The organism is Micromonospora lutea (assembly GCF_016863535.1).
GTDB classification, from domain to species: domain Bacteria; phylum Actinomycetota; class Actinomycetes; order Mycobacteriales; family Micromonosporaceae; genus Micromonospora; species Micromonospora lutea.
The window spans coordinates 32,173-58,170 of sequence record NZ_BOPB01000036.1; the positions used below are offsets into that span (position 1 = coordinate 32,173).

A 25,998-nucleotide genomic window follows, 5' to 3' on the forward strand; every position below is an offset into this window, starting at 1 on the left:
TTTGCTCTGCTTCAACCCACGCACAGGCCGTTGAGCAGCGGTAACGGGAAGGTGAAACACGACGATTGGCTTGACCCGGACACCGAGCGTGACCGTTGCGTCCGTTGAAGCAGAGCAAAGGTCTGTCCGCGACATCCGGGGGGAGGCTCGGTGGACACGGTGGGTGACGTTCTGCGATTCGCGGGGATTGGTGGTGGTCCTACCGGCAACGCTCCCTCGTCCGGTGGCGGCCACGGCGGTGCGGCAGACCAGCCGGGGATGGCCGGGCAGCAGTCAGGTGGGGTTGGACCAGCGGCGTAGCTCGCGCTTGGCGAGGCTGTTGCGGTGCACCTCGTCGGGACCGTCGGCCAGCCGGAGGGTGCGGGCCGAGGCCCAGAGTGCGGCGAGGGGGGTGTCCTGGCTGACCCCGGCCGCGCCGTACGCCTGGATGGCCTTGTCGATGACCCACTCGGCCATCGCCGGGGTGGCGATCTTGATGGCCTGAATCTCGGTGTGCGCGCCCTTGTTGCCGACGGTGTCCATCAGCCAGGCGGTCTTGAGCACCAGCAGCCGGGCCTGCTCGATGCGGACCCGGGCCTCGGCGATCCACTCGCGTACCACGCCCTGCTCGGCGAGGGGGCGGCCGAAGGCGACCCGTTCGATGGCTCGGCGGCAGAGCAGCTCCAAGGCTCGCTCGGCCATCCCGATCAGGCGCATGCAGTGGTGGATCCGGCCGGGGCCGAGCCGGGCCTGGGCGATGGCGAAACCGCTGCCCTCGGCGCCGACCAGGTTCTCCGCCGGCACCCGTACGCCCTCGAAGTCGATCTCGGCGTGACCGCCGTGGGAGGCGTCGCTGTAGCCGAACACCCGCATGCCGCGGCGGATCGTGACGCCCGGAGTGTCCCGGGGGACCAGGATCATGCTCTGCTGCCGGTGGCGGTCGGCGTGCGGGTCCGTCTTGCCCATCACGATGAGGATCTGGCAGGCCGGGTCCATCGCGCCGGAAGACCACCACTTGCGTCCGTCGATGACGTAGTGGTCACCGTCGCGACGGATCGACGTGGCGATGTTCGTCGCGTCGGAGGAGGCCACGTCTGGTTCGGTCATGCAGAACGCGGAGCGGATCTCGCCCGCCAGCAGGGGGGTGAGCCAGCGCTCCTGCTGGGCCGGGGAGCCGAACTCGGCGAGCAGTTCCATGTTGCCGGTGTCGGGTGCGGCGCAGTTGAGCGCCTCCGGAGCGAGGTGCGGGCTGCGCCCGGTCAGCTCCGCCAGCGGAGCGTACTGGAGGTTGGTCAGCCCGGCACCGTGGCGCGGATCGGGCAGGAAGAGGTTCCACAGGCCGCGTCGGCGGGCCTCAGCCTTCAGTTCGGCCAGCACGGCAGGCCGGGCCCACGGGTCACCGGCGGCGGCCACCTGGGCGGCGTGCACCTCCTCGGCCGGGTAGACGTGCTGCTCCAGGAAATCGGTCAGCTCCGCCTGCAGCTGCTCGGTCCGGGCGTCGTACGCGAAGTCCATCAAGCCTCCCTCACCGAGGTCAGTCCGTGTGCGACCAGCGGGGCAACGAGGCCGCCGATGGTGTCGAAGCCCTCGCCGAGGGTCTGGCCGAGGGTGTGCCGGTAGTGGATCCCCTCGCAGATGACGGCGAGCTTGAAGCAGCCCAGCGCGACGTGCCAGTGCAGGGGACCGACGTCGACGTCGCTGCGACCGGCGTACCTGTCGATCAGCTCGGCACCGCTGGGAAAACCGGCCCGCGGACCGAGGCCGTCGGCGACCGGATTGCCGTCGGACGCCTCGCTGCCACCGAGCACGTCCCAGTACGTCAGCAGCAGCCCGAGGTCGGCCAGCGGGTCGCCGAGGGTGGCCATCTCCCAGTCCAGCACCGCCGTCACCGTCACCGGTTCCACGGTGGCGAGGAGGTTGTCCAGCCGGAAGTCCCCGTGCACGATCCGGCCGGCGTTGGCCCCCTCGGGTGCGGTGGCGGCGAGCCGGTCGCGCAGTTCGTCGATGCCTGGCAGCGGCCGGCTGCGGGAGCGGTCGAGCTGCCCTGACCAGCGCCGGACCTGGCGGGCGAGGAAGCCCTCCGGGCGGCCGAAGTCGGCCAGGTCGACCGCTGCGGGCTCGACCGTGTGCAGCGCAGCCAGGGTGTCCATCATCGCCATGGCCAGCCCGTGTCGCTGCTCGCCGGTGAGTCGGTCGGTCCGGGAACGGCTGCGGAAGACCTCGCCCGGCACCCGTTCCATCAGGTAAAACGGCGCACCCAGCACGTCCGGATCCGAGCAGAGCAGCAGGGCCTCGGGCACCGGGACGTCGGTCGGGGCGAGTGCCGAGATGACCCGGAACTCCCGGGCCATGTCGTGTGCGGTGGCCAGCACGTGCCCGAGCGGTGGGCGGCGCAGCACCACCTCCCGCCCACCGGCGTGCACCAGGTAGGTCAGGTTGGACCGACCTCCGGCGATCAGCTCGGCGCGGAACGCGCCAGCGGCCAGGTCGGGGCGGTGGGCCGCCAGGTAACCGCCCAGCCGGTCCAGATCCAGACCAGCGGGCGAGCCGGCGGTCGGCTCGGTCATCCGGACAGTCCATGGCAGGTGCGGCGGGTTGTCAAGGTCAGGATTGACGCTCGGGACATGGCACCGCAACAGGGACGAAATGGTCAACTGCCAGGCTGAGACCAGCCTGCCGGCCAGTGTGCCGGCCCGCCAAGCGGAGGGGTTTGACATGTTGCTGCGCGTTCGGGTCACCCTGCCGGATCGTCCCGGCACGCTCGGTCAGGTGGCACGCACCCTTGGTGTGTCAGGGGCGGACATCGTCCAGGTGGTGGTGCTCGAACGCCTCGGCGGGCGGGCGGTCGACGACTTCACGGTGGTGTGGCCGGGCGCCGCGCGGGTGGAGCGGCTGCTGGCCGGCCTGGCGGTGATCCCCGGCGTACGGGTGGACGGGGTCTGGCGGGCGATCGGCGCGCCCACCACCACCGGCCAGGACGCCGAGTTGCTGGCCCAGGTCGCCGCCAACCCGGTCGAGGGGCTGGCCACCCTGGTCGACGCGGTACCCGGGCTGCTCGCCGCCGACTGGGCGGTCGTCGCGATGGTGCCGGTCGACTGGGCGTCCCGCACCGGGGGTGGTGGTGCGACGGTGGGGCACGCCAGCTGGCGTACGCCGGTGCCGCCGAAGCTGCCGGAGGTGACCCCGCTGCGTGCCCGGGCGATGACCGCGACCGACAACGATCATTTCGCGGTCGCGCCGTTCGGCCGGGCCGGGCTGGTCCTGGTGGTCTCCCGCGAGCACAGCGAGACGCTGACGCCGGCCGCCTTCCACGCCACCGAAGTGGACCGGCTCGCGCAACTGGTCCGCGCCAGCGCGGTGATCCTGGGGGACCGGCTCGACCTGGTGGGCGCTCCGCCGGTCAGCGCCAACCCCTGACCGGCAACTGTCACGTGGTGGCGATGGCCGCGTAGCCGGCCGATACGACCGGGTCGGTCTTCACAAAGCGGTGACCGGAGCATTACATTGCTGACTATCCATGGGAGCGCTCCCGGTCCTGTTTGGAGCTACCTCGCCACCACCGTCGGCAGCCCGTTCCGCCCGACCTGGCCCCGCCTCCGTCGACGCTGCCGGCCACGCATCGACAGGAGTCGTCCATGCACGAACCGACCCGGCTGGGCCGTTCCGACGGCCATCGACACCGACCGGATCAGCCCTGGCCGCACCGCCGTCCCGATCAGCCCTGGCCCCGCCGGATGCTCGCCACGGTCACCGCGCTCGCCGCCGGTCTCGCACTCGCCATCGGCGTACCTGGGGCTGCCGCCTCCGCCGCGCCGACCGACGGAGGCGTGTCCGCCGCGGCGCCGGCCTTCAACTACGCCGAGGCGCTCCAGAAGTCACTGCTGTTCTACGAGGCGCAGCAGTCCGGGAAACTGCCGGACTGGAACCGGGTCTCGTGGCGCGGTGATTCGGCACTTCGCGACGGCTCGGATGTCGGAATCGACCTCACCGGTGGCTGGTACGACGCCGGTGACCACGTGAAGTTCGGCTTCCCGATGGCGTTCACCACCACCATGCTGGCCTGGGGCGCGGTCGAGTACCGGGCCGGGTACGCCGCCTCCGGCCAACTCACCCACCTGCTGAACAATCTGCGCTTCGTCAACGACTACTTCGTCAAGGCACACCCGTCGCCGAACGTCCTCTACGGGCAGGTGGGCAAGGGCGACGACGACCACAAGTGGTGGGGGCCGGCCGAGGTGATGCCGATGGCGCGGCCCGCGTACAAGATCGACGCCAGCTGTGGCGGCGCGGACCTGGCGGGGGAGACCGCCGCCGCGATGGCCGCCTCGTCCATGGTCTTCCGGCCCACGGACGCCGCCTACGCCGACAAACTGCTCACCCACGCGCGGCAGCTCTACACCTTCGCCGACACCGTGCGGAAGAACTACCACGAGTGCATCACCGACGCCACCAGCTTCTACCGCTCCTGGAGCGGCTACCAGGACGAACTGGTCTGGGGCGCGATCTGGTTGTACCGGGCCACCGGCGACGCCACGTACCTGGCCAAGGCGGAGAGCGAGTACGACAAGCTCGGCACCGAGCCGCAGACCACCACCCGCTCCTACAAGTGGACCGTCGCCTGGGACAACAAGCAGTTCGGGGCGTACGTGCTGCTGGCCAACCTGACCGGCAAGCAGAAGTACATCGACGACGCCAACCGGTGGCTGGACTTCTGGACCGTCGGCGTCAACGGCGAGCGGATCCGGTACTCGCCCGGCGGGATGGCGGTGCTCGACTCGTGGGGTGCGCTGCGCTACGCCGCCAACACCGCGTTCGCCGCGCTGGTCTACAGCGACAAGACCACCGACGCGACCCGCAAGGCGCGCTACCACGATTTCGCCGTCCGGCAGATCAACTACGCGCTCGGCGACAACCCGCGCAACTCCAGCTACCTGATCGGGTTCGGCACCAACTCGCCGAAGAACCCGCACCACCGCACCGCGCACGGCTCCTGGTGGGACAGCATGACCGTACCCACTGAGACCCGGCACACCCTCTACGGCGCGTTGGTCGGAGGCCCGTCCTCGCCGAACGACGCGTACACCGACAACCGGTCGGACTACGTGATGAACGAGGTGGCTACCGACTACAACGCCGGCTTCACCTCCGCGCTGGCCCGGCTGTCCCAGGAGTACGGCGGCACCCCGCTGGCCAATTTCCCGGTCGCCGAGCGGCCCGACATCGACGAGCTGACCGTGGAAACCACGGTCATGCAGAACGAGACCCGGGCCACCGGGCTCAAGGTCATGATCTACAACAAGTCGGCGTTCCCGGCACGGGCACTGACCGACGCCAAGTTCCGCTACTACTTCCGCCCCGACGGCACCGGCCCGGTCACCGTCACCCCCGGCTACACCCAGGGCTGCCCAGCGCCGTCCACCGCCCGACAGGCCAGCGGTGACCTCTGGTACGTGGAGGTCGACTGCACCGGGCACACCATCGCACCGGCCGGCCAGTCACAGCACCGGATGGAGGTGCAGTTCAAGGTAGGGGTGCCCGAGGGTGGCACCTGGAACACCGCCAACGACCCGTCGTTCCAGGCCACCGCCGGGCCGAACCGCAACGTGCCGCTCTACGCCGGCGGGGTGCGGGTGTGGGGTGAAGAGCCGACGTCCAGCGCGGACACCACCCCGCCCACCACCCCCGGTACGCCGGTCGCCTCCGGGCTCACCTCCCGCTCGGTGAACCTGACCTGGACGCCATCCACCGACACCGGCAGCGGGATCGACAACTACAGCGTCAGCATCCGCATGGTCGGCAGTGATGCGATCGAGCTCCGCAACACCGCCACGAACTCGTTGACGTTGAACGACCTGACGCCCGCCCGGACGTACGTGTTCGGCGTCTACGCCCGGGACAAGGCCGGCAACCTCTCGTCCATGTCGCCGACGTTGACGGTGACCACCCCCGCCGTCGACGACGGGGACACCACGCCGCCGACCGCGCCGAGCAGCCTGGCGGCATCGAGGATCACCACCGACGGCGCGACCCTGACCTGGTCCCCGTCGACCGACAACGTGGGCGTGACCGGTTATCGGATCTACCGCACCCTGCTGGGCGAGGTCCTGGTCGCCACCGTCACCGGCACCACGTACACGGTGACCGGGCTGGACCCGGAGACGAGATACCACTTCTACGTGGTGGCGATCGACGCGGCCGGCAACGCCTCACCGCCGTCGGAGATGGTGACGGTGACCACGTCGGTGCCGTTGCCGACCTCGCCCTGCCGGATCAGCTACGGCGTCAACGACTGGGGTAGCGGCTTCACCGCCAGCATCACGATCACCAACACCGGTACCTCGGCGATCAACGGCTGGACGCTGGCGTTCACCTTCCCGCACGCCGGACAGCGAGTGGGCCAGAGCTGGTCGGCCACCTTCCAGCAGAGCGGCACGGCGGTGACCGCGACGAGCCTGTCCTACAACGGCAACCTGGCACCGGGCGGCTCGACGAGCATCGGTTTCAACGGTACGCACACCGGCAGCAACCCGCCGCCGACGAGCTTCACGCTCAACGGCGCCACCTGCACCATCGCCTGACATTCGACCGACCGAGTCGCACCGCCAGGCCGGGAACCACTCCCGGCCTGGCGGTGTCCGGGTGGCGGGAGCGGTCAGTCGCGCAGGTCGTCGGCGAGGAGATCCATCAGCAGGCCGTCGTGCCAGCGGCCGTCCGCGCCCCGCTCGTAGCGGCGCATCACCCCTACCGTCCGGAAACCCACCTTCGCGTACGCCCGGATGGCGGCGGTGTTCGACGCCGCCGGGTCGATGGTGAAGCGGTGGTGGCCGTGGACGTCGATCAGGTGCCGGATCAGGATGCGGATGGCGTCCCCGGCGAGCCCGGCACCGCGTACCGAGGGGTCGAGGAAGATGTCGATGCCGGCGTGCCGGTAGTCCGGGTCGTCCTCGGCGTGCCAGTGGATCGCACCGATCACCCGGTCGCCGTGCTCGATGGCGTACACCGAGAGGCCCTCGTCGGCGAGGTCCTCCTCGACGGCGGTGACCAGGTCGTCGCCGCCGCGCCACCAGCGGCGTACCTCGGGAGTGGCGCGGATCGTCGCCAGCGTGGGTACGTCCGCGGTCGTCGCCGGCCGCAGCGTCACGGTCTGTCCGCGCAGCTCCATGCTCAACCCCGTGCTTCTCCGTGCTCGACGCAGGTCGCCGTCCAGCCGACGGGCAGCACCTGCACCTTCATCCGGCGTCGACAGTGGATGCAGAAGCGCGGCGGCTCCAGTGACCGGGCGGCCGCGCACCTGTCGTGCTCACCGGTGACGGCAGCTCCGCCGCACCGGTCGCACCACGGTGCCTGCGGCTCGCGATCGCCCATCACCGTCACAGGGTTGCCGACAGCGCCTTGACCGGCATCTTCAGCTCGTCGAGCAGCTTGAGGTCGTCGGTTGCCGAACGGCCGAGGGTGGTCAGGTAGTTCCCGACGATCACGGCGTTGATGCCGCCGAGCAGTCCGTCGCGGGTGCCGAGATCACCCAGGGTGATCTCCCGGCCGCCCGCGTACCGGAGGATGGTGCGCGGCATGGCCAGCCGGAAGGCGGCGATGGCCCGCAACGCGTCCTTGCCCTCGATCACCGGCCGGTCGCCCAGCGGCGTGCCGGGCCGGGGGTTGAGGAAGTTCAGCGGCACCTCGTGCGGGTCGAGCTCGGCGAGCTGGGCGGCGAACTCGGCCCGCTGCGCCAGGGTTTCGCCGAGGCCGAGGATGCCACCGCAGCAGACCTCCATGCCGGATTCGCGGACCATCCGCAGGGTCTCCCAGCGCTCCTCCCAGGAGTGCGTGGTGACCACGTTCGGGAAGTACGACCGGCAGGTTTCCAGGTTGTGGTTGTAGCGGTGCACACCCATGTCGACCAGCTCGTCGACCTGCTCCTGGGTGAGCATGCCGAGCGAGGCGGCGACCTGGATGTCGACCTCGGACCTGATCGCGGCGACGCCCTCACGCATCTGCTTCATCAGCCGGGTATCCGGACCGCGTACGGCGGCCACGATGCAGAACTCCGTCGCCCCGGTGGCGGCGGTCTGCTTCGCCGCCTGCACCAGCGAGGGGATGTCCAGCCACACCGACCGCACCGGCGAGGTGAACAGGCCGGACTGGGAACAGAAGTGGCAGTCCTCCGGGCAGCCGCCGGTCTTCAGCGACACGATGCCCTCGACCTCGACCTCCGGGCCGCACCAGCGCATCCGGACCTCGTGGGCGAGCTGGAGCGTGGCGGACAGGTGCTCGTCGGGCAGGTTCAGCACGGCGAGGACACCGGCCTCGTCGAGACCGACGCCGTTGTTCAGCACCTGGTCCCGGGCCTGGTCGAGGATCTCTGGCATGGCACGTACCCTACAAGGCCCTTTCGCGGACGGTAAACGAGCGCGCACGGCGGCGTGCGGACCCGCGTCCGCGTGGTGCGGCGAGCCGCACCACGCCACGCCGGGGCAGCCACGGCGGGTGGTAACTTCGCCCGGCGGAAGCGCCTGACGGGCGGGAACCGGCGGGGAAGGGACGTGGCGGTGGCGGACTGGCTGGCGGCACTGGACCGCCGCGCCGAGCTGCGGGCGAAGGCGGGGCTGACGCGCCGGCTGCATTCGCGCGCCGCCACCGACGGCATGGTCGACCTGGCCGGCAACGATTATCTCGGTCTGGCCACGCACCCCGAGGTGATCGCCGCCGCGGCCCGCTCTCTCGCCGCGTACGGGCTGGGTGCGACCGGTTCGCGGCTGGTCCGCGGCTCCACCGAAGTCCACCACACGCTGGAGACGACGCTCGCCGACTGGCTCGGCACCGACCGGTCCCTGGTCTTCTCCTCCGGGTACCTGGCCAACCTCGGCGCGATCCGCGCGCTGGTGCGTCCCCGCACGCTGCTGGTCTCCGACGCGCACAACCATGCCTCCCTGATCGACGGCTGTCGGATCTCCGGTGCCGAGACGGTGGTGACCCCGCACGCCGACGTGACGGCGGTTGCCGCCGCCCTCCAGGGCGCGCCGGGCCGACCGGCGGTGGTGATCACCGAGTCGGTCTTCTCGGTCGACGGTGATCTGGCACCGTTGGCGCGGCTGCACGCCGTCGCCCGCGAACATGGGGCGGTACTGCTGGTCGACGACGCGCACGCGCTGGGCGTGGTCGGCCCGGACGGTGCCGGCGCGGTGGCCGGAGCGGGGTTGGCCGGTGAGCCTGACGTGGTGATCACCGCGACCCTGTCCAAGGCGCTCGGTGGGGCCGGTGGCGTGGTGGCGGGCCCGGCCGAGTTCGTCCGGCACCTGGTGGAGACCGCCCGAACCTTCATCTACGACACCGCCCTGCCGCCCGTGGTGGCGGCCGGGGTGCAGGCCGCCGTCGGTCTGGCCCGCTCCGGCGCTGGTCTGCGCGCCGAGCTGGCCGAGCGGGCCGCCCTCGCAGTGGACCGGCTGCGCGCCGCCGGTCTGGACGTCTCCGCAGCCGACGCCGCCGTCGTTTCGATCACCGCTGCGGGTCCGGAGGCGGCGGCGGCGTGGGCCGCCGCCTGCCGGGACCGGGGCGTGGCCGTCGGCTGTTTCCGCCCGCCATCCACCCCCGACAGCCGATCGAGGCTACGGCTGACCGTCAGCGCCGGCGCGCCGCGGGCGGACTTCGAACACGCCCTGGAGGTCATCGTGAAGTGTGCGCCATGACGGATCAGTGGCGTGGACCGGTGCTGGTCACCGGCACCGACACCGAGGTCGGCAAGACGGTGGTGACCGCGGCGATCACGGCTGCCGCGCAGGCGGCGGGATTACGGGTCGCGGTGGTCAAACCGGGCCAGACCGGTACGGCCACCGGCGATCCCGGCGATGTCGAGGTGGTCACCCGACTGGCCGCCCCGATGACCGGGCGTACGTTGGCCAGCTTCCCGGACCCGCTCGCTCCGCTGGCCGCCGCCCGGGTGGCCGAACTGCCGCCGTTGGAGCTGTACAACGCGGTCGACGCGGTGCGGGAAGAGGCGGACAAGCACGACCTGGTGCTGGTCGAGGGGGCCGGCGGGCTGCTCGTACCGATGGGGCTGCGGCCCTCGGGGGAGCCGTGGACGGTCGCCGACCTGGCCGTGTCGCTGGGTGCTCCGGCGGTGGTGGTGGCCCGCGCCGGTCTGGGCACCCTCAACCACACCGCGCTCACCCTGGAGGCACTTGACCGGCGGGCCGTGCCGGCCGGCGTGGTGATCGGCGCCTGGCCGGCCGAACCTGAGCTGGTGCACTGGGCCAATGTCAGTGATCTGTTGCCGGATCTGCTCGGCGCGCTGCCGGCCGGGGCCGGAACGATGGACCCGGGAGTCTTCCGGCGGTCCGCGCCGGGCTGGCTCACTCCGGCGCTGTACGGGGTCCTCGACGACTGGCGGGCCTGGGCCGACGAGATCAACTGAGGCTGGGCGACGCTCAGCGCCGCACGACGAAGGTGTCGGGCATCCGGAAGGTGAGATTGTCCGGGTAGCGCGGCGGGCGGACCACGCGTACCCCGGCCAGCAGCGGCGCGGCCTCGGCCACCAGTGTGGTGGCTTCCATCCGGGCGAGTTGGTCGCCGACGCAGCGGTGCACGCCCGCCCCGAAGGCCAGATGTCGGCGCGAGCCGCGTTGCCCGGGGCGGAAGTCGTTCGGCGACTGCACGACAGCCGGATCCCGGCCGGCTCTGGCGAGCCACAGCACCACACTGCTGCCCGCCGGCACCACCGTCCCGCCCAGCGTGGTGTTCCGGGCGGCGACCCGCCGCCAGGTGACGATCGGCGGTTCGAGACGCAGCCCCTCCTCGACCACGTCGGCGACCGCGACGGTGCCGTCGCGCAGGCCGGCGAGCACCGCCGGCTCACCGGTGAGCCGGTGCAGCAGCAGGGTGAGGAACTGCGAGGTGGTCTCCTGGCCGGCGACCAGCAGGAAGAACAGCGCGCCGACGACCGCGTCGGGCGGGTGCCCGGCGGCGCGCAGGGACGCGGCCAACCCGTCGCCGGTGGCCGCGAACTCCCGCAGCAGCCGGTGGAAGCGGCCCACCTCGGCGGCGAGCACCTGCTGCCGGGCGGCGTCCAGCGGCGCCCAGAAGAGTTCCAGCGCCGCGCGGGCGAACTCCTTGACCGCCGTGACCGGCGCGTCGGGCAGGTCGATCAGCCGGGCCAGGACCAGCAACGGCAGGTCGGCGGCGAGGCCCGCGTGCAGGTCGACAGGTGCGCCGGTGTCCAGGGTGGTGGTCAGCTCGGCGATCCGCTGGCGGACCAGCGCGGCCAGCCAGTCCCGCTGGGCGGCCACCCGGGTCGGGTGCAGGGCGTCGGCGACCAGGGCGCGGATCTCCGGATGACTGGTACCGCCGTTGTTGGCCAGCGTCGGTGGCAGCCGAAACCGGTGCGCGGCGAGCACCCGCAGCGCGGCCACCGGCATCGGGGTGACCGCGTCCAGCGCGTTGTCGGGTCGGAACCCGTCGGGGTCGGTGAGCACCTGCCGGACCAGAGCGTGCCGGGTCACCAGCAGGTGCTCGACGCCCACGTGGTCGGCGACCCGGGCCACCTCGGGCCAGTGGACGTCGCCACCGGTCCCGGCACCTGCGGTCGTCGTCGGGACCTGCTCCCAGCTGCGGAACAGCACGGCGCCACGCTAGTCGGCGGTTCCCGGCCGTCCGGCGCGCAACCGCCACACCGTGGTGCGCTTCACCCGTACGCTTTCCAGCGCCTCGCTGACCGGCACGTCGTAGTGGGCGATGTCGTCGAAGCGTTCCCGTGGCAGGAAGGCCCGGTCCGGATCGCCGACCAGCACCGACGCCCCCGACCGGGCGGCGCGCAGCAGGAACCGCAGCACCCGGTTGGCCATCGCCTCGCTGTAGAAGACGTCGCCGGCGAGGACCACCTCGGCGGCGCCCGAGTCACCGTCGAGGATGTCGCCGAGTTCGGCGTCGACGCGTACCCCGTTGGCCTCGGCGTTGAGCGCGACAGCCGCGACGGCCAGCTCGTCGACCTCCACGGCGCGGACGGCCGCCGCGCCGGCCCGAGCGGCGGCGATGGCCACCAGGCCGGAGCCGGAGGCCAGGTCGAGCACCCGACGGCCGGCGACTGTCTCCGGGTGGTCGGTGACGTAGCGCGCGAGGCTCTGACCGCCGGCCCAGGCGAAGGCCCAGAACGGCGGCGGCCGGTCGCTGCGGAACTCGCCCTCGGTCAGCTCCCACAACCCGATCGGCTCGTCCGCCTGGTGCAGCCGCACCTCGGGTACGAAGGCGACGGGCGTGAGCCGGGCGTGCAGCCGGACGAAGGCGGTGGAGAGCGCGGACATCTGGTGATTGTCCACCGTCACCGTTCACGGCGTGTCGCGGATGATCCGTTACCGGTTCAATACCGTACGTGAAAACGGGCATCTTGCTTCACGGTCCATGCGAACACGCCCGTCTACCGGGTGCCTTCCCGCGCTCCTAGCGTTGCGACTGGAGGCAACCGACGGGAGGACGGATCGTGAAGAGGCTGTGGCGTTACACGCTACGGATCGGGGTGGCACTGGTATGTCTCACCGGGGTGGACGTGACCATGGCCGCGCCGGCGCACGCGGCGTTCGCCACCGAACTCGGCGGTCTGCCGGAGCGGTTCACCGCCGGTGGGCGGGCGGCGACGGTCTCCGCTGTGGTGTCCCGCAACGACCAGGGGAACTGCATCAAGGTGCGCTGGTCGCTGGTGCTGGGCGTGCAGGGGCTGCGCCTGGACCAGGTGCGGGTGGACCGGATCGAGGAGACCGGCTCGTTCCCGGTGGAGGTGCGGATCGAGGGTGACGCGGCACGGCTGACCGACCGTCAGCTCGACCCGGGCACGCTGTGTCCGGGGCGTACCGTCACCGCGCAGTACCGGATCGCGTTCGACCGGGACGTCGACCGGGGCCGGGTGAGCCTCGCCGCCGAGGCGTACGACCGGAACCTGCGGTTGCTGTCGCGCCAGACGGCGACCCGCGAGGTGGTGGGCCGGGACGTCCAGGTTCGGCCCACGACCGCCTCACCGACCCCGTCGCAGGTACCGACGGTGGACCCGACGGAGGAGCCGGTCGAGGTACCGACGGTCGATCCGACCGAGGAGGAGAGCGAGGCCGCCGATGACGCGGGGTACGCCGGTGGGGCGGCCGACCCGCCGGCCGCCGATACGGCCGGTAACCGGCTGTCGCAGACCGGCAGCGGGCTCGGCCTGACCGAGGTGGCGTTCCTCCTCGGCGGTCTGTTGCTCTTCCTCGGGGTGGGTCTGCTGCTGCGGCTGCGGCACCTGACCCGGGAGCCGGAGGCCGCGACGGACGCGGTCGGGCCGGGGCCCGAACGTTGGGAACGGCGGTCGGGCTCGCGCAGCCGGTGGCGGACCGTACCTCGCGACGAGGGTTACCTGAGTTGATCCGGGCCACGGTGGGGGTGGGCGGACCCGCCCTCACCGTGGCGACGGGTCACGGTGCCCAGTCGGGGTCGCGGCCGAACGCGGCGAGGAGCCGGTCCTGTTCGCTGGCCCCGGCGGGCAGCTCGACCTCGGGTCCGACGAGTCCGTTGCGCCGGTAGTCCTCGGCGTGGTGGAGGTACCAGCGGGCCGCCTCGGCGATCGTGTCGGCGTCCATCGTGGGGTCCTCGCCGATCGCCACCGCCAGGTCCCAGCCGTGTACGAGGTGTTCGGCCAGCAGTTGGTGCAGGTACTCCTCGGCGGGGGTGGCGCCGGCCGACAGGTGCACTGTCCGGTCCAGGGCGCCCGGGCTGGTGGCGGCGACCTCGGCCTGCGCTGCGGCCTCGCGGGCGGCCTCGACCGGGTCACCGCCGAGTTGGTCGCCGCCGTAACGGTCACCGACCTGTTCGACGGTGCGCCCGGCAAGCAGCGGGACGCTCCAGCGTTCCTCGCTGACCACGTGGTTGACCAGGGTGCGGACGTCCCAGCCCGGGCAGGGGGTGGTGGCCGACCACTGCCCGGGGTGCACCTGTTCCACCCGCTCGGTGAACTCGGCCAAACTGCGCCGGTATGTCTTCAGCAGCTCCATGCCGCCCTTGTTCCCGCCGAGGACGGGGGTAACCCGCCGGATTTGGCGGGCGCGGATGACTCCTGCGGGGCGTTGCGCCGGGTCATTCGAGCTGGGTCGGGTCCAGCCCCAGCTCGCGGGCGGTCACCAGGCGCACCCACTCGCCGAACTGCCGGCGTGAGATCACCCGGTCGTGGACCGCGAGTTGCACCGCGAGGCCGTCCATCACGGCGCTGATCCGCCAGGCGGCGCCAGCCGGGTCGGTGCAGACGAAGATCCCCTCATCGACCCCGTCGGAGATCACCGTGGCGAGGTCCTGCCGCCAGCGCAGGTCCAGCTTGCGGGAGACCTTCTCCAGTTCGGGGGTACGCAGTGACTCCGCCCAACCGTCGATCCACATGGACCAGGAGGTGGCCCGCCCGGTGGGGGTGTAGAGGCGCAGGATCCGGCGGAGCTTGGTCAGCGGCGGGGAGTTGGAACGGGTCACCGCGTCGAGCCGGGCCAGATCCTGCTCGACGGCGTACGCGAAGGCCTGGGCGAGCAGCCGTTCCTTCGTGGCAAAGTGGTAGAAGACCAGCGCCTGGCTGACCCCGGCGGCCTGCGCCACATCCGCCGTACGGGTGTTCGCCAACCCGCGTTGCCCGATCACGTCACATGCGGTGCGCAGCAGGGCATCCAGGCGGATTTCGGCCGCACGTCTCGTCACGTCCGTCACCGTATCCGATTGGACCGGATACGGCCGGTCACCAAACCCCTTCTGATCTGGCTTGCGACAGTCAGAAGCCGGACAGTTTCGGACTCGCCGGGGCGGGAGCCCGATTTGGCATCCGTTCCACCGCTCGGCTAGAGTTCTCATCCGTCACCGGGAATGCCCGGGGCGTGCGGACGTAGCGCAGTTGGTAGCGCATCACCTTGCCAAGGTGAGGGTCGCGGGTTCGAGTCCCGTCGTCCGCTCGGAGCTGCCGCCACGCGTGACGGGGGCAACCTCGGTGGGGTGGCCGAGAGGCGAGGCAACGGCCTGCAAAGCCGTGTACGCGGGTTCAAATCCCGTCCCCACCTCGGAAAGAGCAAGGGCGATTGGCGCAGTGGGAGCGCGCTTCCTTGACACGGAAGAGGTCACTGGTTCAAACCCAGTATCGCCCACCATAAAGATCCAACAGACAAGGCCCGTTACCGGAATTCCGGTGACGGGCCTTTCTCGTGTCCCCTTGTCGCATCGAACCGGGTTGACGCCTCCCTAGTCAGTCCTGGATAGTCGATCCTGACTAAAGGAGCTGTGGTGGAGCGACGTCGGAGAGTGCCCAACCCGCTGGCCCTGGCCGTGCTGGCCTGGCTGCTGTGTGAGCCGATGCACCCCTACGAGTTGGGTCGACGCCTCAAGCAGACCGGCAAGGACCGGCACATCCGGTACACCCGCAGTTCGCTCTACATGGTCATCGAACAACTCGCTCGGGCCGGTTTCGTCACCGAGCAGGAGACGGTCCGGGACAGCGCCCGTCCCGAGCGCACGGTGTACGCGATCACCGACGAGGGCCGGCACGAGGTGCATGACTGGCTGCGCTCCCTGCTCGCCCAGCCCCGCGCGGAGTATCCGCACTTCGCCGTCGCGCTGTCGCTGCTCAGCCTGCTCCCGCCCGAGGAGGCGGTCGAGGTGCTGCGCCGCCGGTCCGCGGCGCTGGCCGGCCGGATCGAGGAGACCCGCACGACCATGGAGGAGGCCCGCGTCGACGGCGTCGCGTGGATCTTCCTGGTCGAGGAGCAGTACGCGCTGGCGCTGCTGGAGGCCGAACGCCGGTTCGTCACCGAGTTGGTGGAGTCACTCAAGCAGCCGGACTATGCGAAGTCCTGGCAGGAGACCATGGGGGGTCGCGCATGACAGCAGTCCGAACCGCGCTGGTGATCGGTGGCGGGATCGCCGGCCCGGTGACCGCGATGGCGCTACGTCGTGCCGGGATCGAAGCCACCGTCCACGAGGCGTACCCGTCGGCGGCCGAGGGGAGCGGGGTCACCCTGACCCTGGCGCCCAACGGCCTGGCCGCGTTGCGTCTGGTCGATGCCGAGCAGTCCGTCGAGAGCGTCGGGCTGCCGATGCGACGGACCGTGGTCACCGATGGCGGCGGAGGACGCATCGGTGCCTTCCCGCACGTGGCGGTCGAACCGACCACGCTCGGACTCTGGCGCGACGACCTGGCCCGGGCGCTGCGCGAACGAGCCGAGGCGCAGGGCGTGCCCATCGTGTACGACAAGCGGCTGGTCGACGCCGAGCAGAGCGGGGACGGCGTGCTCGCCCGGTTCGCCGACGGCTCCACCGCCAGCGCCGACGTGCTGGTCGGCGCGGACGGCATCCGCTCCCGGGTCCGTACGCTGATCGACCCGCAGGCACCCGGACCGCAGGTGCGGCCGCTGCTGAACCTCGGCGGCGCGGCCCGGTACGCGGTGCCCGACGCCGAACCGGATGCGATGTACTTCGTCTTCGGCTCCCGGGCCTTCTTCGGCTACTGGGTGCAGCCCGACGGCCGCACCGCCTGGTTCGCCAACGTTCCGGACCGCCGGCCGACCAGTTACGCCGAGGCGAGCCGGATCCCGAGGCAGCAGTGGTTGCACCGGCTACGTGAGGTGTTCGCCGACGACGTGCCGGCCCGACAGGTGCTGGCGCACACCGAGCCGGACGACCTGGTGGCCATCGGATCGATCGAGAGCATGCCGTCGGTGCCACGTTGGTACGACAGCCGGATGGTGCTGGTGGGTGACGCGGTGCACGCCCCCTCACCCAGTTCCGGTCAGGGCGCGTCCCTCGCGGTGGAGAGCGCCGTGCAGCTCGCCCGCTGCCTGCGGGACCACTCCGACGTGCCGACCGCGTTCGAGGCGTACGAGCGGCTGCGCCGCAGGCGCGTCGAGAAGGTCATCCGGCGGGGCCGGCAGACGACCTCCACCAAGACGGTCGGCCCGATCGCGAAGCGGATGATGCGGCTCATGATGCCGCTGGCGTTGCGTACCTTCCTCGACCCGGAGCGGACGCTCGGCCCGGAGCAGCGGTACCGGATCGACTGGGATGCGCCGGTCGCCACGGACCTGGCTGCCGGCCGCTCCTGAGCCGGCACCCGGCGGTCGGCGGACGGTTCCCGCCGACCGCCCTGCCGGTCACAGCGGCGGCGTGACGTCCCGGCGCTCCTCGACCCGGCGGTACTCCACCGGCTCGTCGGTGGTGGTGGCGACCGTCTGGCGACGGCGGCCCCAGACGAGTGTCGTCATGATCAGACCGAGTACGCCGGCGGCCATCAGGATCCAGCCGACCACGTCCAGGTCGAGGCCACCGATGCTGGCGTTGACCGCGAAGGTGAGGATGGCGCCGAGCGCCAACAGAAAGATGCTGGTGCCGATACCCACGACAGCCTCCTTTGTCCAGGGGATGCGGTGTGCTGTCGAGGAAGGTCTGTACCCGGGGGATGAGCGGCGCAATCACCCGTACCGGGGCCGGCGTCCCCAGCGATCTTGTCATCGGGTAGAGTTGGCCCGTCGCCGGCACCGCCGGGGGCACGCGGACGTAGCGCAGCTGGTAGCGCATCACCTTGCCAAGGTGAGGGTCGCGGGTTCGAATCCCGTCGTCCGCTCGCGGCCTGACCGCACCTGTGGGTGCGCGGGTCATCACGGGCGATTGGCGCAGTGGGAGCGCGCTTCCTTGACACGGAAGAGGTCACTGGTTCAAACCCAGTATCGCCCACCATGCTGGATTCAGGCCCCTCGGCTCTGCAATGGTCAACGGTAGAGGTCGGCGATCAGCCGATGGGCGCTGTCGCTCGGGTGCACGCCCAGCTCGGCGCTGAGCATGGTGGCCAGCCGGTCGAACTGGGCGCGTGCCTCGGCCCGCTGACCGCTGCGGATCAACGCCTCGATGAGAACCTCCCAGGTGGTCTCCCGCAGTGGGTCCTGCTGGAGCAGGGCATGCGCGCAGATCAGGGTCTGGTGGTAGCGACCGGCGACGAGCAGGCTGCCGGCGAGCTGCTCCAGGGTCTCCCGGCGCAGCACGTCCCAGCGTGACTGCACCGGTTGTAGCCAGCCGTCGTCCCAACTCCAGTCCGCCAGCAGCGGCTGGCTCAGAGCTGGCACCAACCAGTTCGGCACCCTACGCACGGCGGTGTCGGTGAACCTCTGTTCCAGCAGCAGTTGGCACCACTCCTGCGCCGCGTGGTGGTCGACCCGGCAGGCGGGCAGGATGCCGATCCGATGACGGTCCCCGACGATCGGGTTGAAGCCGAGCCGCGACCGCAGCAGCCAGCAGACCTGGCGCAACCGGGCCCGCGGATCACCCGCCCCGTTGAGCTGACATGCCTCGATCACCGCGTCCCGGGAAACCCAGGTGGGATACGCCACCGCCAGGTAGGACAGGATCCGTTCGGGCAGCGGCGGCACCATCCGGCGTACCCCGTCGTGCTCGACGGAGAAGACAGGTAGCAGCCGTAACAGCTTTGCCGCGTGCGCCGGATCGTCGTCGCGTGGCATGACCGGCTCTGTCCCCACCAATTGAATCCCCCCGATCCGAAACTCTCCATGAGGAAGACGGTTGGGAGACGGTGGTCGGTTGCATTCGGCACTCGGGTGATACGGCGAATCGGCATCCTCGGCTCCGCCACCTTTCGCGAAGGAGACTCCATGGACGCAAGAACCCGACAGCTGTGCCGGCTGCCCGCGTTTGCGGCGCTGGTCGCTGGCGCGTTGGTGCTGGGCACCGGGGCCGGTACCGCCGCTCCGGTGGCGACCCCGCAGGCGCAGGCGCGGTTCACCGCGGCCAGCACCTCGGTCACCGTCGAACGATGGGGTGAGGAGGGTGTGTATCTCGAACTGGGCACTCACCTGGTTGCCGGCAAGGATCCGCTGGAGTTCCGAGCGAAGCGAAGCGCGTACAGCAAGCCGATCGACGCCTTTCAGGTGATCCGGTCGGCGGGGGGCAAGCAGCGTGCGGTGCCGTTGCCCGCTGGCATGGTCAAGGACTTCACCGGCCTGTCCGACTTCACACACCTCGAACTGACCGACTCAGCCGGGCGTACGGTGTTGGAGCGGGACGAGAACTTCTGCCCGAACGACTGGGACTCCACCCGGACCCGGGTCGACGCGCCGGACTCGACGCCGTATCCCACCGGGTGCGAGCGGAATCCGTTCGTCCTCGGCGGGGTCTGGGGCATCCAAGCCGGATGGAGCGCCTCGACCTCCAACTGGTGGTCCTCCGGACCGGTGGATCTGGCAGACGGTTCGTACACGGCCACGGTGAGCATCAACCCGCCCTACCGCAAGCTGCTGAACATTCCGGACTCGGCAGCGACGCTGACGTTGGCGGTCACCGTCACGTCGGTCGACGACGAAGGCCGGGGCCGCGCCAACGCGAAGCAGGGTGTGCTCGGGGCTCCGGGCAACGACGAGCACGCAGCGCACGCGGAGAAGGCGGTCGGCGACAGCGCTCCCGGTCTCAAGCCGGGTACTCGGCCCACGGCCCGGATGCAGGCCGCTCCGTCGGGCCCGCGGCCGGACCTGCGTTCGCTGCCCGCCTGGGAGATCGGTGTCGAGCACGACGAGGGGACCGGCCAGGACCAGGTCACCTTCAACGCCACCGTGTGGAATGGCGGCACGTCGCCATTGGTGGTGGACGGGTTCCGGCGTACCGACAGCGACCTGATGGACGCGTACCAGTACTTCTACGACGCCAACGGTAACCAGGTGGGGTACACGCAGGCCGGGACGATGGAGTGGGACCCGCGCACGGGACACCACCACTGGCACTTCACCGACTTCGCCGAGTATCGACTGTTGGACGCGGCCCGGACGGTGGCGGTGCGCAGCGGCAAGGAGGCGTTCTGCCTGGCCAACACGGACGCGGTCGACCTGACGCTGCCGAACGCCAAGTGGCGCCCCACCAACACCGACCTGAGCACCTCCTGCGGCCGGCAGACCTCGCTGGCGGTCCGGCAGGTGCTGGACATCGGCGGGGGTGACACCTACGCCCAGTACCTGCCGGGCCAGTCGTTCGACATCACCGACCTGCCCAACGGCACGTACTACATCGAGGTGGCCGCGAACCCGGCCAAGCGGCTTCAGGAGTCAAACCTGACCAACAACAACTCGTACCGCCGGATCATCCTCGGCGGCACCCCCGGCACCCGCACTGTGACGGTGCCACCGCACGAGGGCATCGAGGGCTGATTCTCATCGAACGGCCCTGCGCCCTCGTGGCCGGGAACACCCTTGGTCGGTGGTCTTCCGCTACCAGGAAGACCACCGACCAAGGGTGTTCTGTCGATGCGCGATCAGCTGCGAGGGCACGGCAGGCCGGACGCCGACCTGGTGGGACACCTCACCGGTCAGCAGGAAGGTTGAAGCGCCAACCGTCGGCGTGCAGGGCGGGAATGGCCCGGTCGACGGCGTCGACGGTCTGGCTGCGGTCGCCGCCGCCATCGTGCAGCAGCACCACCGCGCCCGGTGCGACGCCCTCGATGAGCCGCCGCAGCAGTTCGTCCGTGCCGGGTGGTTCCCAGTCCGTCACAGCCAGCCGCCAGCCCATCGGTCGCATCCCGAGCGCCGTCGCCACGCCGGGCGTCTGGCCCCACGCGCCGTACGGTGCCCGGAAGTAGCGGACCCGGATGTGCGGGACGGCGTGCCGGATGACCGCGTTGGTCTCCAACAGGTCCGAGGCGATCCGGCCGGCGGTCCAGGAGCCCATGTCGTCGTGGTGCATGCTGTGGTTGCCCAGCGCGTGTCCGGCCGCGACGATCCGACGGACCAGCTCGGGGTGCTCGATGACGCGATCACCCTGCACGAAGAAGATCGCCCGGACGTGGTGGGCGGCCAGGATGTCGAGCAGGTGCGGGGTGTGTTCCGGGTGTGGTCCGTCGTCGAAGGTGAGGCACATGGCCCGCTCGGTGCCGATCACCTCGGTCGGTTGTACCGGCGGCGGCCCGACGCCCGGCCCGGACGCGGCACGCGGGAGACCCAGGGATCGCGTAGTGGGCGTCATCGGTCGGACCTCCCGCTGTGGGTGGGCCGTGTGGGGCGGCGACGCCCCACACGGCCCGCTGGTGGTGGATGGCTGGTCCGCCCGCCGTGAGCAGCGTCAGCGGCGGGGCTTGGGTGCGGTGCGGGGCAGTACGTACGGCGGGCCGGCCAGGATCAGGTCAGACTTGATCTCGTGGTAGGCCAGCTTGGGCTGGTAGTTCTCGTCCATGATGGTGGCCAGGCCCTCGGGCGGGTCGCTGAACCAGCCCGGCACCCAGGAGTGCTTGTCGCTGAAGCCCCAGACGGTGTAGGACAGGCAGCTACGGACGGCCAGGCAGGCCTTCATCAGCACGCTGTGGTTGGCGGCCGACGCCTGCAACCGGGGGTTGATCTCCTCGGAGTTGCCGGCCTGGACGGCCTCGGTCATCTGGCTGCGGACGTCGACCTCGGTGAACGCGGTCGCCACCCCGAGCGAGGTGAACTTCTTCAACGCCTCGGTCACCTGGAAGGTGCTGAAGTTGCCGTACTGGGTGCCGAGGTGGCCCTGCGCGCCGACACCGTCGATCGGTACGCCCTGGGCGCGCAGCCGCTTGACCATGTCGTAGACGAACTGGGTCTTGTCGTCGGCCGGGTTGCCGGAGCCGAACGCCTCGATGTTGTAGTCGTTGTAGAAGAGCAGGGCCTTGGGATCGGCGGCGCGGGCCCACCGGAACGCGTCAGCAAGGTAGCCGGGGCCGAGGTTCTCAGCCCAGAAGCCCTTGTAGTGCAGGGTGGGCGGGTTGTCCCAGGGGTCGCTGACCGCCTCGTTGACGACGTCCCACTGCCAGACCTTGCCCTTGTAGCGCTTGACCACCGTGGTGATGTGCTTGCGCAGCAGCTCGCGCAGCTCCTGCTTGCTGATGGAGCCGTCGGCGACCCCTTCGGTCAGCCACTGCGGCAGTTGGTTGTGCCAGACGAGCACGTGCCCGCGTACGCTCTGCCGGTTGCGCTTGGCGAACGCGACGAGCTCGTCGGCCGGGCCCCAGTTGTAGTTGCCGCGGGTGGGTTCGAGGCTCTCCCACTTCATCGCGTTCTCCGCGGTGACCGAGACGAACTCGGATGCGGTGATCTTGCGGTACTGCGGGTCGGCGCTGTCGTTGAGGGCGTCCATACTGACCGCGGTGCCGATCTGCAGGCCGTGGCGCAGGCCGAGGGCGCCCAGGGTCTGTGCGGTCGGGTCGTACGGCCGGCCGGCGGTGGCCGGCACCATGTTCAACGTCGCCGCGGTCACCACGGCGACCGTGCCGACGGTCATCCACCGTCTCAACTTCATCTGCATTCCTCTCGATCTACGATCGACAGACATCGATCATGAAGTGCAGGGGTTCGGGCCGGTGCCGAGCAGGTTGGAGGTGGTACGCGGCGCCGTGACCGGGTGTGAACGTGGTCGCGGAGGGCACCGATATTTTTCCGGATGTCGATCGGTAACTTGGTCGAAACGTTAGGGCCATCAATGGGCGTCGTCAACCACGAAAACTTCCGGAAGTAGGCCGTGTGCACTGCTGGAACGGGCGGTTTCCAACCGGAAACTTCCGGATCCACTCCGCTGCGTGGCGCTCGGTCAAGCTCCCGACACACCTCGTGAAGAGGGCCGGGCCGGCTCGCTCCCGCGGGTTCCGTGACGGGATCGAGCCGGCCCGGGTCCAGGGGCCCGCCGGCAGCGGGGTGGTCGGCGGACGGCCGCAGGCCGCCGGTCGACCGGATCAGTGTTCGAGATAGGTGGCGTGGTCGAAGTCGGCGTAGCGACCGTCGCCGCCCAGGTCCTGCACCCACAGACCGAGCAGGGCACCGGTGAAACCCCAGGCCGCCGGCTCGCCGTCGATGATCCGGGCAGCGTGCTCGTCGGAGAGGATGGTGGCATCCAACTCCACCGGCAGTTGCTGCCAGCCGTCACCCAGGTCGTACGCGAAGCGCAGCACCGGGCCGTCGAAGGTGACCCGCAGGCCCACCCGTAGCCGGCCCTCGGTGTCGACGGTCAGCTGCGGGTACGCGGTGCGGTGACCGCCGTCGCAACTGAGCAGCTCCAGCACGGATCGTCCGTCGTCGGCCCGGGTCAGGTAGAGGTGGTGCCAGTTCTCGGTGTTGTAGTAACCGGCGATGCCCGCCAGGTGCCGGTGGTCGCCCGGGTCGAACTCGACGACGGTCTCCAACGAGCAGCGGACGGCCCCCACCGGCCGCGCCACCAGGCTCGGCGTCTGCTTGCCGACCGGGGACTGACCGCCGTACACGCGTAGGTGCGACGGGCGGGAGCGCAGATCGATCCAATCGTCCGTCGCTGGCCGGCGCAGGGTCGACCAGCCGGCACCCAGCTGTGCGGCGTCGAAGTGGTCGGTGGCCGGCTCGTCGGGCCAGGGATGGGCCGGCAGGTCCGGAGCGGGGATCTCGTCGGCCGGAACCCGGCCGGGAACGGACGGCCATTCGCCCGGCGACCAGTCGACCTTCTGCAGCGCGGTCTCCCGTCCGAGGACGCAGTTGCCGAGCGGACTGTAGGGGCGGGCCACCAGGTGGGCCAGGTACCACTCGCCACGCTGGGTGCGGACCAGACTGCCGTGGCCGGCCTTCTGCAACGTCAGGTCCGGCCGGCCGACCGAGGTGAGCAGCGGTCCGGCCGGGTCCACCTCGTACGGTCCGAACAGATCCCGTGACCGGGCGACCGTGACCTGGTGCTCCCAACTCGTGCCACCCTCGGCGGTGACCAGCCAGTACCAGCCGTCGTGCCGGTAGATGTGTGGTCCCTCGGTCAGACCTGCCTCGGTACCGGTGAAGATGATCCGGGGTCGGCCGACCAGTTGCCGGCGGGCCGGGTCATACTGCTGAATCTCGATGCCGCCGAAGCGGTCGCGACCCGGCCGCCAGTCAGCACTCATCGCCAACAGCCAGGAGGTGCCGTCGTCGTCGTGGAACAGCGCGGCATCGAAGCCGTGCGAGTGCAGCCGTACCGGGTCCGACCACGGTCCCGTGATGGTCGGCGCGGTGGTGAGGAAGTTCTGTGCATCCCAGTACCCGCTGGCGAAGCTGGCGACATCGCTGTAGACGAGGTGGAACAGCCCGTCGTGGTACGTCAGGTCGGGTGCCCAGATCCCGTTGGAGTCGCCGCAACCCCGCAGGTCGAGCAGACGCCGTTCGGTGATGATCCCGCCCAGTTCCCGCCAGTGGACGAGGTCTCTCGAGTGGTGCACCCGTACGCCCGGGTACCACTCGAAGGTGGAGGTTGCCAGATAGTAGTCGTCGTCGACCCGCAGGATGGACGGGTCCGGATGGAAGCCGGACAGGACGGGGTTGCGGATCGACCGGCCGATAGCCACGTCTGCGATGTCGGTCGACATGTTCGACTCCTTCAGGTCACGATCCCGGTTTCTTCCCGGAAATACTCCGGAAGTGCCAAGATTGCGCTCACGGTATCGGCTGGCGTCGGCTCTCGTCACCCCCTTGACCGGCGACGCAGAGCCGTCGTAACGTGCCGGCCATCACCTCGAAAATATCGGTATCAAAGCGAAACTTGCGCGATCCCGTTTTCATGGCCGCCGCTGAACGCGGTGGTGCTCCCTCCGTGCATCTCGCCTCCCGAAGGGATGAACCATGACATCGCACCTCTCCCGCCGGTCGCTGCTGGGGCTGGCCGGCGCAGGCGCCGGCGCGCTCCTGCTCAGCGCCTGCGGGGATGGGGACGGCGGCGCTTCCGCGAGCCCGCAGAAGATCAGATGGTGGCACGTCCAGGACGCGGAGCCGATGCTCAGCGTCTGGGCTGACATGGCACGGCAGTACGAGAACACCCACGAGAACGTCACGATCGAGGTTCAGCCGCTGGAGGTCGAGGCGTTCAAGACCAAGCTGAACGGCGCGGTCGAGGCGGCGATGCCGCCGGACCTGTTCCAGTCGTGGGGCGGCGGCGCTCTGCAACAGCAGGTCGAGGCCGGCCTGGTCAAGGACATCACCAGCGAGGTCCAAGGGTGGATCGGGCAGCTGCTGCCCGCCTCGTTGCAGCCGTACACGGTGAACGACAAGATCTACGGCATCCCGTTCGACATCGGGATGGTCGGCTTCTGGTACAACCGGGACCACTTCGCCAAGGCCGGCATCGAGACGCCGCCGAAGACCTGGAGCGAGCTGCTCCAGGCGGTCACCAAGCTCAAGGCCGTCAACATCGCCCCGATTGCGCTCGGCGGCAAGGACAAGTGGCCCGGGCACTACTACTGGGCGTACCTGGCGATGCGGATCGGCGGTCTGGAGGCGCTGCAACGCGCGGCCGAGGACCGCAACTTCAACACCCCGGTCTTCACCGCCGCCGGTGAGCGCCTCCGGGAACTGGTCGAGATGGAACCCTTCCAGAAGGGCTTCCTGCGCGCGGAGTACGGCTCCGAGACCGGGCAGGCCGCGACGATGGGCAACGAGGACGCCGCGATGGAGCTGATGGGCCAGTGGGCGCCGTCGGTGCAGGCCTCCTCGTCGCGCAGCAAGCGTGGCCTCGGTGACCGGCTCGCCTTCTTCCCCTTCCCGGCTGTCGAGGGCGGCGAGGGTTCGGTCAACGACGCGTTCGGCGGCGGCAACGGCTTCGTGGTCGGCCGCGACGCACCGGCCTCCACGGTCGACTTCCTGCGGACGCTGCTCCAGGCGAGGAACCAGCGCCGGGCCGCCCAGACCGGTGCGGTGCTGCCCACCAACCAGGCCGCGGCCGGTGGAATCAGGGACCTGAACAACCAGGTCGTGGCGGCCAACCTGGGCATCGCGACCGGCTTCCAGCTCTATCTCGACCAGGCGTACCCGCCAGCGGTGGGTCAGCAGGTCAACGAGAGCGTGGCACAGCTGATCGCCGGCTCGAAGCGACCGGACCAGATCGTCCGGGACATCACCAGGGTCGCGAAGAAGCAGAAGTAACGGGTGTCGCCGGGGCTCGGGCGCCATGGCCGTCACTGACCGTCTGCTCCTCGGCGCTCCGGCCGCGTCAAAGATGAGCGAGATAGGGAGGGCGCATGGCTGCCAACGACAACCGGACAGTGACCATCGCGGCCATCGCCCG

23 protein-coding genes and 5 tRNA genes are annotated in these 25,998 nt (G+C 70.4%); 14 read left to right on the forward strand and 14 right to left on the reverse strand.

The window, feature by feature from the left end; translation table 11 throughout:
- Positions 1–273: 273 nt before the first annotated feature.
- Together Vlu01_RS26055 and Vlu01_RS26060 are read right to left on the reverse strand one after the other, a co-directional pair.
- The gene (locus tag Vlu01_RS26055) at positions 274–1,494 is read right to left on the reverse strand and encodes an acyl-CoA dehydrogenase family protein (RefSeq protein ID WP_204004440.1); all 1,221 of its coding nucleotides are present in this window, start codon (positions 1,492–1,494) and stop codon (positions 274–276) included.
- Complete coding sequence (locus Vlu01_RS26060; protein WP_204004443.1) at positions 1,494–2,546, reverse strand: phosphotransferase family protein; 1,053 nt, start codon at positions 2,544–2,546, stop codon at positions 1,494–1,496. The genes Vlu01_RS26055 and Vlu01_RS26060 overlap by 1 nt, the downstream gene beginning before the upstream one ends.
- A 148-nt stretch (positions 2,547–2,694) precedes the next feature.
- Here Vlu01_RS26060 and Vlu01_RS26065 point away from each other — a divergent pair, with 148 nt between their 5' ends.
- Complete coding sequence (locus Vlu01_RS26065) at positions 2,695–3,396, forward strand: ACT domain-containing protein (RefSeq protein WP_204004446.1); 702 nt, start codon at positions 2,695–2,697, stop codon at positions 3,394–3,396.
- Positions 3,397–3,713: 317 nt separating this feature from the next.
- Positions 3,714–6,557: a glycoside hydrolase family 9 protein gene (locus tag Vlu01_RS26070; protein ID WP_204004495.1), complete on the forward strand. Its 2,844-nt coding sequence runs from the start codon at positions 3,714–3,716 to the stop codon at positions 6,555–6,557.
- A gap of 74 nt (positions 6,558–6,631) precedes the next feature.
- Here the strand turns inward: Vlu01_RS26070 and Vlu01_RS26075 are convergent, their stop codons facing one another.
- From Vlu01_RS26075 to bioB, 3 genes are read right to left on the reverse strand one after another with little or no spacing between them, the layout of a single operon-like run.
- Positions 6,632–7,141, reverse strand: a complete 510-nt coding sequence (locus tag Vlu01_RS26075; protein ID WP_204004449.1) for a GNAT family N-acetyltransferase — start codon at positions 7,139–7,141, stop codon at positions 6,632–6,634.
- Positions 7,142–7,143: 2 nt separating this feature from the next.
- Positions 7,144–7,344, reverse strand: coding sequence for a biotin synthase auxiliary protein BsaP (bsaP, locus tag Vlu01_RS27870; RefSeq protein WP_308440987.1), 201 nt, complete (start codon positions 7,342–7,344; stop codon positions 7,144–7,146).
- Between the two features lie 5 nt (positions 7,345–7,349).
- Positions 7,350–8,345: a biotin synthase BioB gene (bioB, locus tag Vlu01_RS26080; protein ID WP_204004452.1), complete on the reverse strand. Its 996-nt coding sequence runs from the start codon at positions 8,343–8,345 to the stop codon at positions 7,350–7,352.
- 180 nt (positions 8,346–8,525) lie between these two features.
- On the opposite strand from bioB, the gene Vlu01_RS26085 reads away from it, so the two are divergent.
- The gene (locus Vlu01_RS26085) at positions 8,526–9,662 is read left to right on the forward strand and encodes an 8-amino-7-oxononanoate synthase (protein WP_204004455.1); all 1,137 of its coding nucleotides are present in this window, start codon (positions 8,526–8,528) and stop codon (positions 9,660–9,662) included.
- Positions 9,659–10,387, forward strand: coding sequence for a dethiobiotin synthase (bioD, locus tag Vlu01_RS26090; protein WP_204004457.1), 729 nt, complete (start codon positions 9,659–9,661; stop codon positions 10,385–10,387). The genes Vlu01_RS26085 and bioD overlap by 4 nt, the downstream gene beginning before the upstream one ends.
- 13 nt (positions 10,388–10,400) lie before the next feature.
- Here bioD and Vlu01_RS26095 read toward each other — a convergent pair whose 3' ends face one another.
- Together Vlu01_RS26095 and Vlu01_RS26100 are read right to left on the reverse strand one after the other, a co-directional pair.
- On the reverse strand, positions 10,401–11,591 hold the full coding sequence (locus Vlu01_RS26095; RefSeq protein ID WP_204004459.1) for a cytochrome P450: 1,191 nt from the start codon (positions 11,589–11,591) through the stop codon (positions 10,401–10,403).
- Between the two features lie 9 nt (positions 11,592–11,600).
- A complete protein-coding gene (locus tag Vlu01_RS26100) occupies positions 11,601–12,269 on the reverse strand; it encodes a class I SAM-dependent methyltransferase (RefSeq protein ID WP_204004462.1) in 669 nt (222 codons plus the stop codon).
- 176 nt (positions 12,270–12,445) lie between these two features.
- Here Vlu01_RS26100 and Vlu01_RS26105 point away from each other — a divergent pair, with 176 nt between their 5' ends.
- Positions 12,446–13,357, forward strand: a complete 912-nt coding sequence (locus Vlu01_RS26105; RefSeq protein WP_204004465.1) for a hypothetical protein — start codon at positions 12,446–12,448, stop codon at positions 13,355–13,357.
- Between the two features lie 49 nt (positions 13,358–13,406).
- Here the strand turns inward: Vlu01_RS26105 and Vlu01_RS26110 are convergent, their stop codons facing one another.
- Positions 13,407–13,982 carry a TIGR03086 family metal-binding protein gene (locus tag Vlu01_RS26110; RefSeq protein WP_204004468.1) on the reverse strand — a complete coding sequence of 192 codons (576 nt, stop codon included), beginning with the start codon at positions 13,980–13,982 and terminating at the stop codon, positions 13,407–13,409.
- 82 nt (positions 13,983–14,064) lie between these two features.
- On the reverse strand, positions 14,065–14,667 hold the full coding sequence (locus tag Vlu01_RS26115) for a TetR/AcrR family transcriptional regulator (RefSeq protein ID WP_204004470.1): 603 nt from the start codon (positions 14,665–14,667) through the stop codon (positions 14,065–14,067).
- Between the two features lie 175 nt (positions 14,668–14,842).
- Here Vlu01_RS26115 and Vlu01_RS26120 point away from each other — a divergent pair.
- The 5 genes from Vlu01_RS26120 (at position 14,843) to Vlu01_RS26140 (ending at position 17,054) form a co-directional block, all read left to right on the forward strand.
- Positions 14,843–14,915 (forward strand) — tRNA-Gly (locus Vlu01_RS26120).
- 34 nt (positions 14,916–14,949) lie between these two features.
- Positions 14,950–15,020, forward strand: a tRNA-Cys gene (locus tag Vlu01_RS26125).
- A gap of 12 nt (positions 15,021–15,032) precedes the next feature.
- Positions 15,033–15,107, forward strand: a tRNA-Val gene (locus tag Vlu01_RS26130).
- Between the two features lie 133 nt (positions 15,108–15,240).
- Positions 15,241–15,837: a PadR family transcriptional regulator gene (locus tag Vlu01_RS26135; protein ID WP_204004472.1), complete on the forward strand. Its 597-nt coding sequence runs from the start codon at positions 15,241–15,243 to the stop codon at positions 15,835–15,837.
- Complete coding sequence (locus Vlu01_RS26140) at positions 15,834–17,054, forward strand: FAD-dependent monooxygenase (protein ID WP_204004474.1); 1,221 nt, start codon at positions 15,834–15,836, stop codon at positions 17,052–17,054. Before Vlu01_RS26135 ends, Vlu01_RS26140 begins: the two co-directional genes overlap by 4 nt.
- 48 nt (positions 17,055–17,102) lie before the next feature.
- Here the strand turns inward: Vlu01_RS26140 and Vlu01_RS26145 are convergent, their stop codons facing one another.
- A complete protein-coding gene (locus Vlu01_RS26145) occupies positions 17,103–17,348 on the reverse strand; it encodes a DUF6458 family protein (RefSeq protein ID WP_204004476.1) in 246 nt (81 codons plus the stop codon).
- 151 nt (positions 17,349–17,499) lie between these two features.
- On the opposite strand from Vlu01_RS26145, the gene Vlu01_RS26150 reads away from it, so the two are divergent.
- Together Vlu01_RS26150 and Vlu01_RS26155 are read left to right on the forward strand one after the other, a co-directional pair.
- Positions 17,500–17,572 (forward strand) — tRNA-Gly (locus Vlu01_RS26150).
- A gap of 38 nt (positions 17,573–17,610) precedes the next feature.
- Positions 17,611–17,685: transfer RNA gene (locus Vlu01_RS26155), tRNA-Val, on the forward strand.
- A 32-nt stretch (positions 17,686–17,717) separates the two neighbouring features.
- On the opposite strand, the gene Vlu01_RS26160 is transcribed toward Vlu01_RS26155, so the two are convergent.
- Entirely contained in the window at positions 17,718–18,461 is a 744-nt protein-coding gene (locus tag Vlu01_RS26160) for an AfsR/SARP family transcriptional regulator (RefSeq protein ID WP_204004478.1), read from the reverse strand.
- A 150-nt stretch (positions 18,462–18,611) separates the two neighbouring features.
- On the opposite strand from Vlu01_RS26160, the gene Vlu01_RS26165 reads away from it, so the two are divergent.
- Complete coding sequence (locus Vlu01_RS26165) at positions 18,612–20,153, forward strand: lysyl oxidase family protein (protein ID WP_204004480.1); 1,542 nt, start codon at positions 18,612–18,614, stop codon at positions 20,151–20,153.
- 151 nt (positions 20,154–20,304) lie between these two features.
- Here the strand turns inward: Vlu01_RS26165 and Vlu01_RS26170 are convergent, their stop codons facing one another.
- The 3 genes from Vlu01_RS26170 to Vlu01_RS26180 form a co-directional block, all read right to left on the reverse strand.
- Positions 20,305–20,964, reverse strand: a complete 660-nt coding sequence (locus Vlu01_RS26170) for a polysaccharide deacetylase family protein (RefSeq protein ID WP_204004482.1) — start codon at positions 20,962–20,964, stop codon at positions 20,305–20,307.
- 96 nt (positions 20,965–21,060) lie between these two features.
- Complete coding sequence (locus Vlu01_RS26175) at positions 21,061–22,254, reverse strand: endo-1,4-beta-xylanase (RefSeq protein ID WP_204004484.1); 1,194 nt, start codon at positions 22,252–22,254, stop codon at positions 21,061–21,063.
- A 430-nt stretch (positions 22,255–22,684) separates the two neighbouring features.
- Positions 22,685–24,307: a glycoside hydrolase family 43 protein gene (locus Vlu01_RS26180; RefSeq protein ID WP_204004487.1), complete on the reverse strand. Its 1,623-nt coding sequence runs from the start codon at positions 24,305–24,307 to the stop codon at positions 22,685–22,687.
- A gap of 253 nt (positions 24,308–24,560) precedes the next feature.
- On the opposite strand from Vlu01_RS26180, the gene Vlu01_RS26185 reads away from it, so the two are divergent.
- Positions 24,561–25,856 (forward strand): extracellular solute-binding protein, encoded by a 1,296-nt coding sequence (locus Vlu01_RS26185; RefSeq protein WP_204004490.1) that lies wholly within the window; start codon positions 24,561–24,563, stop codon positions 25,854–25,856.
- The last annotated feature ends 142 nt before the right edge of the window (positions 25,857–25,998 follow it).